Source organism: Microbacterium sp. PRC9, assembly GCF_031844125.1.
Taxonomy (GTDB): Bacteria; Actinomycetota; Actinomycetes; order Actinomycetales; family Microbacteriaceae; genus Microbacterium.
Window position 1 is genome coordinate 46,967 of sequence record NZ_JAUZUR010000008.1, and the last position, 14,718, is coordinate 61,684.

The following is a 14,718-nucleotide window of genomic DNA, read 5'->3' on the forward strand; positions in this document are numbered from 1 at the left end:
GGGTCTCAGTCGACGAGTCCCGCGAAATCGCGGACGGCCGGGAAGGCGAACTCCCGGTGCCGCCGGGTGAAGAGCTCGGCGGAGCGGTCCGCGGGCCAGTCATCCCCCATGTACTGCCGCGGCAGCCGCGGGTCGGCGCGCAGCAGTGCGAGCCAGTCGGCCACGAGGAGCGTCCGCGCCGTGACAGCGGGCAGGTCGGCGGCGGCATCCTCCCGCTCCCAGTGCTCGATGAACTCGCGATGTGCGGCGCGGATCCGCTCCACATCCCACGCGTCGCGCACGGCCTCGGCCATCGGGAAGCCGGCCAGCTCCGTCGCCGAGAAGGCATTGACGGATGCCGGGGGCAGATCCGGGATGATCGCCTCCAGCGCAGCTGCCAGGTCCACCGAACCGGGTGCGATCCACAGTCCGTCGCGCAGCACCGCGAACCCCGACCAGGTGAGTGTCGCGCGCAGCCGGTGCCGGAGGTCGCGCAGGTGCTCGGGAACGGTGAAGGTCACGAGGGTCCAGCCCTCGCCCTGCGGCTCGAACGGTGCCGGGCCGTTGACGCGGCCGGACGCCTCGCGCAGCACCTCGCTGCCGTGCGATGTCAGCTCGAATCCGATCTCACGCCCGAGACGCCGGCGCTCGAGGAGTCCGCTATCGACCATGCGATCGAGGTTGGTCCGCACCGCCGAGGCGGCGACGCCCGCACTCTCGAGCGTGCCGATCAGCACGCTGGCCCGCAGCGGCTCGAAGTAGCGGTCGCACACGAACTCGCCGAAGAACGCCAGCAGCAGCTGCCGCGGCTTGCGCGTCAGCACCGACGTCTCGAGGGGCGACGCTCCCGCCGCCGGCGATGCCGCGCGCACGTTCGCGACGCTCACGCGGCCTCCGGGCGGACGGCCTCGCCGCGCTTCGCGCGCTGGATCTGCTCGTACACGTGCGTGCGCAGCTCGGTGAACCGGGGCAGGGCCCGCGTCGTGATCTGGTCGCGCTCGGGCGCGAGGTCGATCGCGAGGTCCTCCTGCACCCAGGTCGGCGACTTCGACAGCACGATGACCCGCTCGCCGAGGTAGACGGACTCGTCGATGTCGTGCGTCACGAACAGGATCGACATGCCCCGCTCGCGGTGGAGCGTGCGCACGAGGTCCTCGAGGTCGGCACGCGTCTGCGCGTCGACGGCGGCGAAGGGCTCGTCCATGATGAGCACCTCGGGCTGATAGGCGACGGCGCGTGCGATCGCGACGCGCTGCTGCATGCCGCCCGACAGCTGCCATGGATAGCTCTTGGCGGCGTGGTCGAGGCCCACCGCGACGAGCGCGTCGTCGATGAGTCGATCGCGGTCGGCCCGCGACAGCTTCTTGTGCTTGAGCGGCAGCTCGACGTTGCCGCGCACCGTCAGCCACGGGTACAGGCTGCGCCCGTACTCCTGGAAGACCAGGGCCATGTTCGGCGGCGGAGCGGTGACCCGCCGCCCGCCGAGCTCCACGACGCCCGACGTGGGCTTGAGCAGCCCCGCGATGCACTTCAGCAGCGTGGTCTTGCCGCACCCGGAGGGGCCGACGATGCACACCAGCTCGCCGGCATCCATCCGGAATCCGATGTCGCCGATCGCCTCGACGTTCCCGGTCGACGACTCGTAGACCTTGCGCAGGTGCTCGACGTTCAAGAGCGTCTGTGCTGTTCGAAGCGTCTCAGGCACGCTCCACCTCCTTGATTCCGTGATACCAGCGCAGCACGCGTCGCTCGACGAGTCCGAAGATCGCCGCGAGCAGGATACCGATGAGTCCGAGCAGCAGGATGCCGCTCCACATCTCGGCGATGAGGTAATTGCGCTGGAAGAAGACGATCTGATAGCCCAGGCCCGATGACGAGTAGCCGAGCTCCGAGATGACCATGAGGATCAGCGCGATCGACAGCGATTGGCGGACTCCCGCCATGATGCGAGGGCTCGCCGCGGGCAGCACCAGGTACCGCAGGTGCTCCCCGCGCGTCAACGCGAACGAACGGGCCGTCTCGGTCATGACCGAATCGGTGGAGCGCACCCCCTCGATCGTGTTGAGGAGGATGGGCCACACCGAGCCGATGACGATCACGACGATCTTCATGGCGTCGGTCGGTCCCATCAGCACGACAGCGATCGGAAGGAGCACCGGAGGCGGCACGGCGCGGAAGAACTCGAGCATCGGCTCGAGCAGCTCCCGCAGCCAGCGGTTCAGGCCGATGAGCGTGCCGGCGACGACGCCGACCACGATCGAGAGCACGATGCCGATCGCGAGCCGACCGAGGCTCGGCAGCACGTCGGTGACGAAGGCCGGCCCGATCCAGGTGTCGACGAACGCCTCGAGCAGCTCGGCGGGCGAGGGGAAGAACTGCGCCGGGGCGACGGTCGCCCAGATCCCCCAGATGACCACCAGGATGATCGGCAGGCCGATCGCATACGCGGTGTTCTCGCCGATCTTCGCCCACACGCGCGAGCGCGGGCGGGGTGTGACGACGGTGCTCGTGTACAGGGTCACAGCACTTCCTCCCCTCGCACCGATTGGTGCCACGCCAGGGACCGGCGCTCGATCGCGCGGAACACCAGGTTGATGAGGAGCCCGAGCAGGCCCGTGACGATCACGAGCGCATAGACGACCGGCCAGTTGCCCGCCGACTGCGCGAACACGATCTCGCGGCCGAGCCCCGGGTTCCCGATGAACATCTCCGCCGTGATCGCGAGGATCAGCGCGACGGCGGCGGCCAGCCGCAGCCCGGTCATGAGGTACGGGAGAGCCGTCGGGAAGACGAGGTTCACGATGCGCGAGCCGCGCGACAGCCCGAAGCTGCGCGCTGTGTCGCGGGCGACGGCATCCACGTCGGCCACGCCGTAGAGCACCTGGATGAAGACCTGCCAGAAGCTCGCGAACACGATGATGATGAGCGCCGCCTGCAGCTGGTACCCGTACAGCAGCACCGCGAGCGGAATGAGGGCGACCGACGGGATCGGCCGCAGGAACTCGACCGTGGTGTGGGTCGCGCGGCGCAGGAACGGCACGAGCCCGATGACCGTGCCGAGCACCGTCGCGAGCACGGTCGCGATCACCAGGCCGATGCCCCACGCCGTGAGGGTGCGCCCCACGTTGCGCCAGAACTCCAGGTCGCGCATCTCCTGCCCGAGCTGGGCGAGGGTCTCGGTCGCCGTCGGGAAGTAGCGCGGGTCGACGAGGCCCAGGGTGGGAAGCAGCTGCCACGTCACGAGGAATCCGAGGATGCCGGCGGCGCCCAGCGCGAGCTTGCGCAGCGTGCGCAGCTGTCGCGGGTTCCGCCTCACGGGGGCGGGCACGGCGGCGGCGGTGGCCATGTGAATCCGATCGACGGCGCGGTTGACGGGGAACGAGGGCGGGGAGGAGGACGGATGCCTCGGGCCGAGGCATCCGTCGCCCTCCTCGTCGGGGTTACTGCTGCTGGAGCAGGCGGTCGTAGTCGGGTTCGGCCTCGATGTACGCGAACTCGACGGCGAGCGCGCCGAGGTCCTCGATGCCGGCGTCGCCGAGGTCCCACGTGAAGGTGGGGAGGGTGATGCCTGCGGCCGCCTCCTCGGGGATCTCGAGGTTCGTCGCGATCGCGGCGCGCACGGCCTCCTCGTTGCCGGAGGCCCACTCGAGCGCCTCGGTCATCGCCGCGGAGTAGGCCGCGACGAGGTCGGGGTCTTCGTCGAGGAGCGCCTGGGTCGTGATGTTCGTGAGCACCGAGAGCCCGGGGATCGTCGCCTGGTACGGCTGCACGACCGAGACGCCGCCCTCGCCGAGGATCATCCCGCGGAATGGGTCGGGCGCCCACGCGGCATCCATCGTGCCCGCCTCGAGCTGCGCGGGGACGTCGGGGAACGCGACCTCGACGAACTCGATCGTCGAGGGGTCGCCGCCGTCGTCCTGCACGGCCTTGCGGATCGTGAGGTCGCCGGCGGCGCCGATCGTGTTGACCGACACCTTCTTGCCCGCGAGGTCGGCCGGCCGCATGATGCCGGAGTCGCCGAGTGCGACGACGGCATTGACGTCGTCGCCGTCGGCCAGGCTGTTCGCGTAGTTGCCGACGATCACGACGCCGAGGTCCTGCTGGTCGGCGCGGATGGGACCGAACGGCTGGCCGATGGCGAACTGGATGTCGCCGCTGAGGAGCGCCGGGATCGCGTTGGCGCCGCCCTGCGCGGGGACGACCTCGATGTCGAGGCCGTGATCTTCGAAGATGCCCTCGTCGATCGCGGCCCACAGCGCGCCGGTCTCGGCGATGGGGAGCGCGGCGACGCGGACGGCGGTGAGCTCGCCCGACGCGCTGTCGTCGGTCGGGCTCGAGGACGGGCCGGCGGCGGAATCGGTGCAGCCGCTCAGCGCGATCGCGGCGGCGGCGAGTACGCCGATGGTGGCAAGACTCTTCTTCATTGACGGGCCTCTCGTGGACGGTGCGGGGGTGTGCCGGCGGCCCGGGTTCCGTCCCAAGAGTCGGAGTCCTCACCGCGGCGTGCCGGACACATGTCATGGTGCGCCACGCCGCATCGATTGTCAATGCTTCCGTGACGCCCGTCACGAATTCAGTGAACAAAGCCACCCCCTCACCATTCGCCAACAGGTCAACCGGGCTTCTGCAGGATGCTTCGAGCGCAAACGTCCTGTGCACACGCGGTTGACCTGTAGGAGCGCACACGACGCACGCCGAGGACGGACGCCGAAGGCGATGTCCGCTCAACGGAAACCGTGGCGCGCGAGAGACGCTCCCCCGCTGAGGATGGACGCGCACGCGCCAGCGTGCCTATTGCCATTACCTATGGTCATAGGTATTCTCGGATCCAGCCGGTGCAGCGACGCATCCCGGCAGAGGAAAGGACCTCGACAGTGGCTCATTCGATCCCCGTCTCCCCGCAAGCCGCCTCGCTCGTGAACGGCTTCTCGCTCGAGATGACCGGCAAGGACATCGCGGGTCTCGAAGAGGCGCGCGAGACGATTCCGCAGGGCACGAAGGTCAACGTGACGTTCCTGGGCAACGAAGACCTCGAGATGCGCGTCGCAGCGGCGAAGGCGGTCAAGGAGATGGGCTTCGTGCCCGTCCCGCACCTCTCGGCGCGGCGTCTGGAGTCCGAGACTCAGCTCGAGGAGTTCCTCGCGCGGCTGCAGGAGGTCGGCGCCACCGAGCACGTGTTCGCGGTCGGCGGCGACCCGGCGGAGCCGGCAGGTCCCTACCCCGACTCGCTGACGCTCATCCGCTCTGGCGTGCTGCAGAAGTACGGCGCACGCGAGGTGTCGATCGCCGGCTACCCCGAGGGCCACCCCGACATCTCCGACGACGTGCTGTGGCGTCACCTCGACGAGAAAGTGCTCGCGCTTGCCCAGCAGGGGCTGGATGCCGTGATCCTGACGCAGTTCGCGTTCGACACCGCTCCCGTCACGGCGTGGATCGACGCGGTGCGCGCCCGCGGGATCGACGCGCCGATCCGCATCGGCACCCCCGGCCCGGCCGGCGTCAAGCGGCTGCTCGGCTTCGCCCGCCGCTTCGGCATCGGCGCGAACGCCATGATCGTGAAGAAGTACGGCTTCTCGCTCACCAACCTCATGGGAACCGCCGGCCCCGACCGCTTCGTGGCGGACCTCGCCACTCTGCTCGCCGACGACCCGAAGTCCGGCGACGTGAAGCTGCACTTCTACACGTTCGGCGGCCTCGCCGCGACGAGCACCTGGGCGCGCGAGTTCGTCGCAGCGCAGTCCTCGGGGGCGCGCCGATGACGACCCACCTCGACGTGCGACGCGATCATGCATGCCTGATCGTGCACGGGCCCGACCGCTCGGGCATCGTGGCGGCGGTGACGGCGCTGGTCGCCCGCAACGAGGGCAACATCGTGACGCTCGACCAGTACTCCGACAACCCCGAGGGCGGTGAGTTCTTCCAGCGCGTGGTGTTCCACCGCCCCGACCTGCAGGCCGCCCTGCCGGCCATCGAAGCCGACCTCGACGAGACCCTCGCCCCGCTCGGCCTGGAGTGGCGGCTCACCGACCAGTCCATCCCCAAGCGCATGGCGATCCTCGCCTCCACGAGCGACCACTGCCTGCTCGAACTGCTGTGGCGCCACCGCCGCGGCGAGCTTCCGGTCACCATCCCGATGGTGATCTCCAACCACACCAACACCGCCGAGGATGTCCGCAGCTTCGGCATCCCGTTCTTCCACGTGCCGTCCCAGGGGCCCGACAAGTCCGCCGCCGAGGCGAGGATCGTCGAGCTGCTCAGGGGCAACGTCGACTTCGTCGTGCTCGCCCGCTACATGCAGATCCTCTCCGACTCGTTCCTCGATGAGGTAGGGGTGCCGGTCATCAACATCCACCACTCCTTCCTGCCCGCGTTCATCGGCGCCGCCCCCTACCGCAAGGCCAAAGAGCGGGGCGTCAAACTCATCGGCGCGACCAGCCACTACGTCACCGCCGACCTCGACGAGGGGCCCATCATCGAGCAGGACGTCGCCCGCGTCACCCACGCCATGACCGCCGCCGACCTCCAAGCCCGCGGCGCGTACGTCGAGCGCGCCGTGCTCTCCCGCGCCGTCCAATGGCACGCCGAAGACCGCGTCATCCGTCACGGCAACCACACCATCGTCTTCACCTGATCGAACGGATGCCGCGGGCCGCGGCATCCGTCTTCCCGAAACTCCATCCCACGAACAGAGAGGTTCCCCATGGCGAAGAATCTGCAGGAGCTGCTCGACGGCCACAACGCCGTCGAGATGCTGCGCAACTCGCAGATCGGCTCGTACATCTACCCGGTGGTCCCCGCGGACTTCCAGAACTGGATCAAGGAGCAGCGGGCCTGGCGTGACACGGCCGTGCTCTACGACCAGTCGCACCACATGGACAATGTGTTCCTCAAGGGCTCCGACGCGATCCGGCTGATCTCCGACACGGCGATCAACTCGGTCGCGACCTTCCCGGTGAACCGCGCCAAGCAGTACGTGCCGACGACCGCGTCGGGCCACGTCATCGGCGACGGCATCCTCTTCCACGAGGCCGAGGACGAGTACGTCTACGTCGGCCGCGCGCCGGCGTCGAACTGGCTGCTGTACCACGGTGAGACCGGCGGGTACTCGAACCTCGACATCACCGTCGACCGCCGCTCGCCCTCGCGCCCGTACGGCGACGCGGTGAGCCGCCGCTACTACCGGTTCCAGATCCAGGGTCCGGCGGCGTGGAACGTCATCGAGAAGCTCAACGGCGGACCGCTCGAGCAGCTGAAGTTCTTCAGCATGGCCGAGATGCAGATCGGCGGCGCCAACGTCCGGACGCTGCGTCACGGCATGGCCGGCGCACCCGGGCTCGAGGTGTGGGGCCCCTACGAGGACCACCACCGCGTGCGCGACATCATCGTCGAGGCGGGCGCCGAGTTCGGCATGGTGCCGGTCGGGTCGCGGGCGTACCCGTCGAACACGCTGGAGTCGGGCTGGATCCCGTCGCCGCTGCCCGCGATCTACTCGGGCGAGGCCGAGCGCGGCTACCGCGAGTGGCTCGGTGTCGACAGCTACGAGGCGACCGGCACGCTCGCCGGGTCCTTCGTGTCGGACGACATCTCGGACTACTACCTGACCCCGTGGGAGCTCGGCTACGGCTCGTTCGTGAAGTTCGACCACGACTTCATCGGCCGCGACGCGCTCGAGCAGATCGACCCCGAGACGCAGCGCCGCAAGGTCACCCTGGCGTGGAACGCCGAGGACGTCACGAAGATCTTCGCGTCGCTCTTCGACACCGAGGGCGACAGCTACAAGTTCTTCGACCTGCCGCTGGCGAACTACGGGTCGGCCAACTACGACTCGGTGACCGATGCCGACGGCAACAACGTCGGATTCTCGATGTTCACCGGGTACAGCGCCAACGAGAAGCGCGCCCTGTCGCTGGCGACCGTGAACCCCGACGTGCCCGAGGGCGCCGAGGTGACGGTCGTGTGGGGCGAGCCGAACGGCGGCACCACGAAGGCCTCCGTCGAGCCCCACCAGCAGCTCGAGGTGCGCGCGGTCGTCTCGCCCGTGCCGTACTCGACGGTCGCCCGCCAGACCTACCACGGCGGCTGGCGCACGCAGTACCAGCCGGCCTGACCACAACCGCTGAGACCCCAGCAGACGGACGAGACCGTGGGTGAAACCCTCCGTCTCGGCCGTCGGCTGGGGTCTCACCGTCTTCGGCCCGCTACCCTCGGGCGAGGAAGGAGCACGCGATGAGTCTGCGCTACGCGCTGCTGGCGATCCTGCGGGTCGGCCCGCTGTCGGGCTACGACCTGCAGAAGCAGTTCCACCAGTCGGTCGGCCACGTGTGGCATGCGCCCGACTCCCAGATCTATCCCGAGCTGCGCAAGATGGAGGAGCTCGGCCTGATCGAGGGCGAGGAGCAGACGCGCGGCGAGCGCGGCACGCGGCGGATGTACCACGTGACGGATGCCGGTGAGCAGGCCTTCCTCGAATGGATGGGCTCTCCCCTGGACTATCAGCGGGTGCGGGACCCCGCCCACCTGCGCGCGGCCTACCTCGAAGCAGCTTCGCCCGCGTCCGCGCGCGCGTTCCTCGAACGGCACATCGCACAGTGGCAGGGCGAACTGGCGCAGTGGGAGGGCGAACTCGAGCGCATCGACGCCGTCGCCAACCCCATGCTCGTCCGGCGACTCGCCGTGACGGCGGACGCCGATCGCGAGCGCACCATCGCCTACAAGCGCTTCGCGTACGAGGGTCTCGTCGAGCGCGCCCACGGCGAGATCGCGTGGGCCCGTCGCGGCCTCGCGCTCGTGGACCGCCTGGACGGCGCTTCGGCTACCGGTCGTTGAGCGAGCGAGGAACGAGCGAGACGAAACGCCCCGAGCGCGGCGCAGTGGCCGGGCTGAAGGCGTTTCGTCTTCGGGCGCCAGAGCGCCCTCCGCTCAACGACCGGCGGGCCAGGACCTGACCGATGTCAGTGGGCCATCGAGGCCAGCGCCTCCGGGTCGAGGGTCGCGATCGAGCGGGTGTCCTGGAAGGCGCGGACGCCCTCGATGCCCTGCTCGCGGCCGAAGCCGGACTGCTTCATGCCGCCGAACGGGGCACGCAGGTCGAGTCGGGTCGCGCCGTGGTCGTTGACCCACACGTAGCCGCACTCCAGCTGCGAGCCGACGCGCTGCGCCGCTTCGGGCGAGGCCGTCCACACCGAGCCGCACAGCCCGCCCCACGTGTCGTTGGCGAGGCGCACGGCCTCGGCCTCGTCGTCGAACGGGATGATCGGGATCACCGGGCCGAACTGCTCCTGCGTCACCACGCGCAGCTCGAGCGCCGGGTCGACGACGATCGCGGGGCGCACGAAGTTGCCGCCGGCCAGGTCGCCGCCCGGCAGCTCGCCGAACTCGCGGACGTCGGCGCCGGCATCCTTCGCCTCCTGGATGATCTCGTCGACGAACGCCCTCTGCGCCGGCTGGTGCAGCGGCCCCATCGTCGTGCCTTCGTCGAGTCCGTAGCCGAGCCGAGCCTCCTCGAGCCGGGCGGACAAACCCGCCACGAGCTCGTCGGCACGCGAGCGGTGCACGAAGACGCGCTTGGCGTTCATGCAGATCTGGCCCGTCGTGTCGTATATCGCCGCATACAGGCGGTCGAGGTGCGCGTCGTCGAGGATCGCGTCGTCGAGGAACACCGCCGCGTCGTTGCCACCCAGCTCCAGGGTGACGCGGGTGAGCGTCTTCGACGCCATCTCCATGATCCGCTTGCCGCCGTTGACGCTCCCCGTGAAGCAGACCTTGGCGATGTCGGGGCTCTGGATGAGGCCGGCCATGTCCTGATCGCGGCCGGTCACGACGTTGAGGACGCCCGGCGGCAGCTTCTCGGCCACGCGCTGCACGACGCGGGTCGTCGCGAGCGGCGCCGAGGGCGGCGGCTTCACGATCGCCGTGTTGCCTGCGAGGAGCGCGTGCGGCAGCGCCGCACCGAGGATCGCGATCGGCCAGTTGAAGGGCACGATCACGGTCACGACGCCCAGCGGCTGATACGTCACGTCGGTCGACACCGGGATCGCTCCGGGGATCGGCGGCAGCGTCTTGGACGCGTCGACCTCGTCAGCGAGCATGAGCGCGAGATTCCAGCGGATCTCGAACACGAGCGCGTCGATCCACGCCTCCATGCGGATCTTGCCGTTCTCCTGCGACAGGATCGCGGCGTCCTCGTCGCGGTCGTCGGCGATCCCGGCGATCGCGTCGGCCATCGCGGCCGCGCGCTCCTGCGGCGTGAGCGCCGCCCACTCCGGGAAGGCCTTCTTCGCCGCGGCGACAGCATCCTTCACATCCGATTCCGTCGCGGCGGCCGCCTCGCCCACGACCGCGCCCCGCTTACCGGGATCGGCGATCGTCAGCACGTCGTCGGTGAACCGCTCCTCACCCCCGATGAACAGGCCCGTCCGGACCGAAGTCCCCATCGCCGTCTCGCCCATGGAACGCCCACCTCTCCGTGTTGCCCAACGTGGATCCGCCTCGGGTCGGCGCGGATCGACACCTCTCCCAGCGTGCCTCTCCCATGCGCGTGAATCAAGATTGTCGACGATTTTCGCGCGCATTTCGTATGAGATTCTTCCCGTCGATCGGCCCCCCGCGAGATAGTGTCAGTGCACGACGAAGGCGCCGAAGGGGGTTGGCGGAGATGACGGATGCCGCAGTGCTGAGCGACGACGAGACGATCGAGCGTCCCGACCTCACCCAGGTGATCCGCGAGGCGATCCTCGACGCGCAGTTCGCGCCACATCAGCGGCTCATCGAGGCCGACCTCAGCGAACGCTACGGAGCGTCGCGTGCATCTGTTCGCACGGCGCTGCTGAACCTCGCCGGTGAGGGGCTCGTCGAGCGCCTGCCCAACCGCGGCGCACGGGTGCGGGCGATCACGGTCGACGAGGCCATCGAGATCGTCGAGGTGCGCATCGGCCTCGAGACCCTCTGCGCGCGCAAGGCCGCCGAGAACCTCTCCCCCACCGACGCGGACGAACTCCGCGCGCTGCGCGCCGACATCGAGGCCGCGATCGGATCGGGCGATCTCATGGCGTACTCGCGCCTCAACCAGGAGCTCGACCGCCGCATCCGCGACCTCAGCCACCACGGCACCGCGACCCAGCTGCTCGAGCGCCTGCGCGCGCAGTCCGCCCGGCACCAGTTCCGGCTCGCCTTCCACCCGGGGCGCGCTGCGACGTCGGCGCCGGAGCACATCGCGATCATCGACGCGATCCTCGCGAAGGACCCCGACGCCGCCGAGGCCGCGACCCGCGCCCACCTGTCGGGCATCGTCGAGGTGCTGCACGGCATGGAGTGAGGCACCGTCCGCGCTTCGTCGCACGCGAGAAACCACGAACGCGCTGAGTCAGCGTCGCAGGTGTGGTTCCCCGGCGCGATCGCGGTTTCTCGGCAGACGGCGGAGAGGCGGACGGATGCCTCCGCCCGCCCCTCCTCCGGGCTCAGGTCACTGATCCCATGACTCGGCAGGGGCGTAGCCCTTGCCGTTGTACTTCTGCACCTGCACGGTCGAGACCGCCGGCTGGCCGTCGACGGTCGTGTCGACGGTGGAGCCCTCGAGCATGAGCGGTGCGGTGTAGCCGGAGATCGTCCGCAGCTGCTCCATGAAGTCCGCGCGCGTCGGCTCGGTCATCTTCGCGAACACCTGCTCCAGCGTCGCGCCGACCTGGTACGACCAGACGCAGTGCGGGAAGGCGGGAGGGTCGGGATAGTTCGCGTACTCCTTCAGCCCGGCGAGGAACGCGGCGCCGTCCTCGCTCTCGGCGAAGGTGGGCGCGGCCGCAGATTGTGCGAAGGCGACCGTGTAGACGCCCGGGAACGCCGCAGCGCCGCCCGGCTCGAGGATCGCGGTGGGGCTCGACGTGTTCGACGGGAGGAACCACGAGGGCAGCCACCCGAGCTCCTGCGTCTTCTGCAGCGACGAGATCACGAGCGGCGTGATCGACATCGCGTTGAAGAACACGTCGGCGCCCGACCCGGCCAGTTCGGTCAACTGTGCGTCGACCGAGGTGTCGGTGGCCTCGTACGTGAGCTCCTTGACGATCTCGATGTTGTCGGCGCCCTCGATGCCGGCCTTGAAGCCTTCGACGTATCCCTCGCCGTAGTCGTCGTTCTGCGACAGGATCGCGACCGTGTGCTCTTCGCCCGACCCGGCCAGCAGCTCGCCGAACGCCTGTCCTTCGTTCTGGTAGATCGGCACGAATCCGAGCTGCCACGGGCTCTCCTCCGCGTCGCTGAAGATCGGGTCGCCCGTCATGATCAGCGCCTGCGGCACCTCGTCGGCGATCGCCGCCTCGCGCCACGCCCGGTTGGTGGGCGTTCCGAGGCCCGCGGTCATCGCGAACACGCTGCTCTTGAGCTGGTCGTAGTTGGCCTTGGCCTTCTGCGGGTCGTACTCGTCGTCGAGCGCCTCGATCTCGACCGTACGGGTCTTGCCGTCGCCGAACTCGACGCCCCCGTCGGCGTTCTTGGCGCCGAAGTACGCGGTGATGCCGGCGACCGTGCACGTGCCCGGTCCCGCGGTCGGCCCCGACAGCGGCGTCGTGATGCCGAGGGTGATCGAGTCGTCGGTGATGCCCGGGCTCGCCTCGGCTGCGCCGCCGTCTTCGGTGCTGTTCGGCGAGCCGCCGCCGCGCGCGCAGCCGGCAGCGAGGACGGCGACGATGCCGATCCCCGCGACGACCGAGGCGACGCGCATCCTTCTGCGATTCGTGCTCATGGGTCCTGCCTCTCTGTGTATTACGACTGCGTCGTAGGTGGTGGTGGTGATGGCGTCTGGGGGGCGCCCAGGGCGTCGCCGACGGTGGAGCTTCCTGGGACGGATGCCGCGGCATCCGCCTGCATCGCACCTCCGACCGGTCCGCCACCCGGTCCGGCGACGGACCCCCTGCCGCGCCGGCGCCACAGCCGCGGCAGCGAGACGAGTCCGCCCGGGAGGATGAACAGCACGATGAGGAGGATCGCGCCCTGGAGCATCGCGGTGATGTTGGGATCGATGAGGTTGGTGATCTGCGGCAGCAGCACGTACCAGGCGCCGCCCAGGAGCGAGCCGATGATGCTGCCGGCGCCGCCGATGACCATCGAGGCGAGAAGCTCGATCGAGTGGCCGAAGTGCAGCGTCTCGGGCGAGGTGTACTGGATCACGACCATGTAGAGGAATCCGCTCACGCCGCCGATGAGGGATGCGATCGTGAACGCCAGCACCTTGTAGCGGTAGGGCGAGACGCCCATGGATGCTGCGACCGCCTCGTTGCCCTTCACGATGGCGAAGGCGCGGCCGTACTTGCCGCGCACGAGGTTGCGCGTGAGCAGGAACGTGATGCCGCCGATGAGGAACACGAGGTACAGCTGCCACTGGTCGTCGTAGAGCCCCGTCCAGTCGGGGGCGTCGGAGAACCGGGCGGAGGTGCCCTGCGAGCCGCCGGTGAAGTCCGACAGTCGCTTGGCGAGCGGCACCCCCACGATGGGCAGTGCGATGGTGACCATCGCGATCGCCAGACCGCCGAGCCGTGCCGCAGCGAGCGCGACGAGCAGCCCGAGGACGGCCGGCACCACGCACGCGAGCACGAACACGAGGACGATGTTCCACCTGGCGTTGACGCCGTACGCGGTGGCGTACGCGCCGACGCCGACGAAGAAGATCTGGCCGAGGGAGACCTGGCCGGTGTAGCCCATCACGACGTTCAGGCCCAGCACCGCCACGGCGAACACGCCGATGCGGGCGATCGTCTGGTTCGCGAACTCGGGCAGGATGAGCGGCCCGACGATCATCAGCACGACGATCAGGCCGATCCCCGCCCACCTCACCCAGGGCCGGCTCCAGAACTCCGCGGTCGAAGGCATCAGACGCGCACCACCGCTTTCCGGCCGAACAGGCCCTGTGGCCGCACGATGAGCACGACGAAGATGAGGATGAAGGGCACCGCGATCTTGAGGTCGTGCCCGATGAAGGGGATGTAGACGGCCGCGAGGTTCTCCAGCACGCCGATGAGCCACGCCGCGACGACGACGCCGATCGGGCTCGAGAGGCCGCCGAGGATGCAGGCGGCGAGCGCGTAGACGAGGGCGCCGTCCATCATCCCGGGGGTCAGGGTCAGCTGCGGCGCGACCAGAACGCCCGCGACGGCACCCAGCACCGCGGCGAGCCCCCAGCCGACCATGAGGCTCCGGCCGACGTTGATGCCCGAGAAGGCCGCCGATGCGGGATTGATCGCGACGGCGCGTAGCGCCAGGCCCAGCTTCGTGCCGAGGAACAGCGCCTGCAGCAGCAGCATGATCACGACGATCACCACGATGGTGCCGAGCGAGCGCACGCTGATCACGGCCCCGCCCAGCTGGATCGTCTGCAGCGGGAACAGCGACGGGAAGAGCCGGTTGTTGTAGGTCCAGATCCAGGCGCACAAGCCGGTGATGAACGTCAGAAGCCCGATCGTGACCACGACGGCGGTATCGGGGTCGCCGCGCTCGAATCGGCGGATGAGGTAGCGCTCGATGAGCGCGCCCAGGAAGAACGACACCACGATCGCGCCGAGGATCGCCAGCACGATCGGCACACCGAAGCCGTTGAGCGCCCATGCGATGTAGGCCGACAGCACCGCCATGCCGCCCTGGGCGAAGTTGATGAGGCCGGTCGCCTGGTTGACCAGCACGATCGCGAGGGCGAGCGCCGCGTAGATCGACCCCGTCGACAGACCGTCGATCACGAGCTGGATGAAGGTACCCACC

Annotated in this window: 14 protein-coding genes; 5 read left to right on the forward strand and 9 right to left on the reverse strand. The window is 69.3% G+C overall.

Annotation, left to right across the window (positions count from 1 at the left end; translation table 11 throughout):
* Nucleotides 1-5 precede the first annotated feature (5 nt).
* The 5 genes from Q9R33_RS17520 to Q9R33_RS17540 form a co-directional block, all read right to left on the reverse strand.
* Nucleotides 6-866 carry a PaaX family transcriptional regulator C-terminal domain-containing protein gene (locus tag Q9R33_RS17520; protein ID WP_311294545.1) on the reverse strand — a complete coding sequence of 287 codons (861 nt, stop codon included), beginning with the start codon at nucleotides 864-866 and terminating at the stop codon, nucleotides 6-8.
* Nucleotides 863-1,684: an ABC transporter ATP-binding protein gene (locus Q9R33_RS17525; RefSeq protein WP_056366208.1), complete on the reverse strand. Its 822-nt coding sequence runs from the start codon at nucleotides 1,682-1,684 to the stop codon at nucleotides 863-865. Before Q9R33_RS17525 ends, Q9R33_RS17520 begins: the two co-directional genes overlap by 4 nt.
* A complete protein-coding gene (locus Q9R33_RS17530) occupies nucleotides 1,677-2,501 on the reverse strand; it encodes an ABC transporter permease (protein ID WP_056366205.1) in 825 nt (274 codons plus the stop codon). Before Q9R33_RS17530 ends, Q9R33_RS17525 begins: the two co-directional genes overlap by 8 nt.
* Nucleotides 2,498-3,325: an ABC transporter permease gene (locus Q9R33_RS17535; protein WP_311294546.1), complete on the reverse strand. Its 828-nt coding sequence runs from the start codon at nucleotides 3,323-3,325 to the stop codon at nucleotides 2,498-2,500. Before Q9R33_RS17535 ends, Q9R33_RS17530 begins: the two co-directional genes overlap by 4 nt.
* 94 nt (nucleotides 3,326-3,419) lie before the next feature.
* Nucleotides 3,420-4,403, reverse strand: a complete 984-nt coding sequence (locus tag Q9R33_RS17540) for an ABC transporter substrate-binding protein (RefSeq protein WP_056366202.1) — start codon at nucleotides 4,401-4,403, stop codon at nucleotides 3,420-3,422.
* Between the two features lie 513 nt (nucleotides 4,404-4,916).
* Between Q9R33_RS17540 and Q9R33_RS17545 the strand changes: the two genes are divergently transcribed.
* From Q9R33_RS17545 to Q9R33_RS17560, 4 genes are all read left to right on the forward strand, one after another.
* Complete coding sequence (locus tag Q9R33_RS17545) at nucleotides 4,917-5,738, forward strand: methylenetetrahydrofolate reductase (RefSeq protein WP_396654128.1); 822 nt, start codon at nucleotides 4,917-4,919, stop codon at nucleotides 5,736-5,738.
* The gene (gene purU / locus Q9R33_RS17550) at nucleotides 5,735-6,610 is read left to right on the forward strand and encodes a formyltetrahydrofolate deformylase (protein ID WP_311294548.1); all 876 of its coding nucleotides are present in this window, start codon (nucleotides 5,735-5,737) and stop codon (nucleotides 6,608-6,610) included. Before Q9R33_RS17545 ends, purU begins: the two co-directional genes overlap by 4 nt.
* 69 nt (nucleotides 6,611-6,679) lie before the next feature.
* Complete coding sequence (locus tag Q9R33_RS17555; RefSeq protein WP_311294549.1) at nucleotides 6,680-8,086, forward strand: aminomethyl transferase family protein; 1,407 nt, start codon at nucleotides 6,680-6,682, stop codon at nucleotides 8,084-8,086.
* 119 nt (nucleotides 8,087-8,205) lie between these two features.
* Nucleotides 8,206-8,805, forward strand: coding sequence for a PadR family transcriptional regulator (locus Q9R33_RS17560; protein WP_311294550.1), 600 nt, complete (start codon nucleotides 8,206-8,208; stop codon nucleotides 8,803-8,805).
* A gap of 125 nt (nucleotides 8,806-8,930) precedes the next feature.
* Here the strand turns inward: Q9R33_RS17560 and Q9R33_RS17565 are convergent, their stop codons facing one another.
* Nucleotides 8,931-10,412, reverse strand: a complete 1,482-nt coding sequence (locus tag Q9R33_RS17565) for an aldehyde dehydrogenase family protein (RefSeq protein ID WP_311294551.1) — start codon at nucleotides 10,410-10,412, stop codon at nucleotides 8,931-8,933.
* 221 nt (nucleotides 10,413-10,633) lie between these two features.
* Between Q9R33_RS17565 and Q9R33_RS17570 the strand changes: the two genes are divergently transcribed.
* A complete protein-coding gene (locus Q9R33_RS17570; protein ID WP_310243734.1) occupies nucleotides 10,634-11,293 on the forward strand; it encodes a GntR family transcriptional regulator in 660 nt (219 codons plus the stop codon).
* A 147-nt stretch (nucleotides 11,294-11,440) separates the two neighbouring features.
* On the opposite strand, the gene Q9R33_RS17575 is transcribed toward Q9R33_RS17570, so the two are convergent.
* Genes Q9R33_RS17575 through Q9R33_RS17585 form a run of 3 tightly spaced genes read right to left on the reverse strand, consistent with a single transcriptional unit; the run spans nucleotide 11,441 to nucleotide 14,717 of the window.
* Nucleotides 11,441-12,712, reverse strand: a complete 1,272-nt coding sequence (locus tag Q9R33_RS17575) for an ABC transporter substrate-binding protein (protein WP_056366177.1) — start codon at nucleotides 12,710-12,712, stop codon at nucleotides 11,441-11,443.
* A gap of 20 nt (nucleotides 12,713-12,732) precedes the next feature.
* The gene (locus tag Q9R33_RS17580; protein WP_311294552.1) at nucleotides 12,733-13,836 is read right to left on the reverse strand and encodes a branched-chain amino acid ABC transporter permease; all 1,104 of its coding nucleotides are present in this window, start codon (nucleotides 13,834-13,836) and stop codon (nucleotides 12,733-12,735) included.
* Nucleotides 13,836-14,717: a branched-chain amino acid ABC transporter permease gene (locus Q9R33_RS17585; RefSeq protein ID WP_310243739.1), complete on the reverse strand. Its 882-nt coding sequence runs from the start codon at nucleotides 14,715-14,717 to the stop codon at nucleotides 13,836-13,838. Before Q9R33_RS17585 ends, Q9R33_RS17580 begins: the two co-directional genes overlap by 1 nt.
* Between the last annotated feature and the right edge of the window lies 1 nt (nucleotide 14,718).

Coding starts and splice junctions, on each gene's coding strand:
- Q9R33_RS17570 (WP_310243734.1), top strand. CDS start 10,634: ATGACGGATGCCGCAGTGCTGAGCGACGACGAGACGATCGAGCGTCCC.
- Q9R33_RS17565 (WP_311294551.1), bottom strand. CDS start 10,412: ATGGGGACTTCGGTCCGGACGGGCCTGTTCATCGGGGGTGAGGAGCGG.
- Q9R33_RS17560 (WP_311294550.1), top strand. CDS start 8,206: ATGAGTCTGCGCTACGCGCTGCTGGCGATCCTGCGGGTCGGCCCGCTG.
- Q9R33_RS17535 (WP_311294546.1), bottom strand. CDS start 3,325: ATGGCCACCGCCGCCGCCGTGCCCGCCCCCGTGAGGCGGAACCCGCGA.
- Q9R33_RS17575 (WP_056366177.1), bottom strand. CDS start 12,712: ATGAGCACGAATCGCAGAAGGATGCGCGTCGCCTCGGTCGTCGCGGGG.
- Q9R33_RS17545 (WP_396654128.1), top strand. CDS start 4,917: ATGACCGGCAAGGACATCGCGGGTCTCGAAGAGGCGCGCGAGACGATT.
- Q9R33_RS17580 (WP_311294552.1), bottom strand. CDS start 13,836: ATGCCTTCGACCGCGGAGTTCTGGAGCCGGCCCTGGGTGAGGTGGGCG.
- Q9R33_RS17540 (WP_056366202.1), bottom strand. CDS start 4,403: ATGAAGAAGAGTCTTGCCACCATCGGCGTACTCGCCGCCGCCGCGATC.
- purU (WP_311294548.1), top strand. CDS start 5,735: ATGACGACCCACCTCGACGTGCGACGCGATCATGCATGCCTGATCGTG.
- Q9R33_RS17555 (WP_311294549.1), top strand. CDS start 6,680: ATGGCGAAGAATCTGCAGGAGCTGCTCGACGGCCACAACGCCGTCGAG.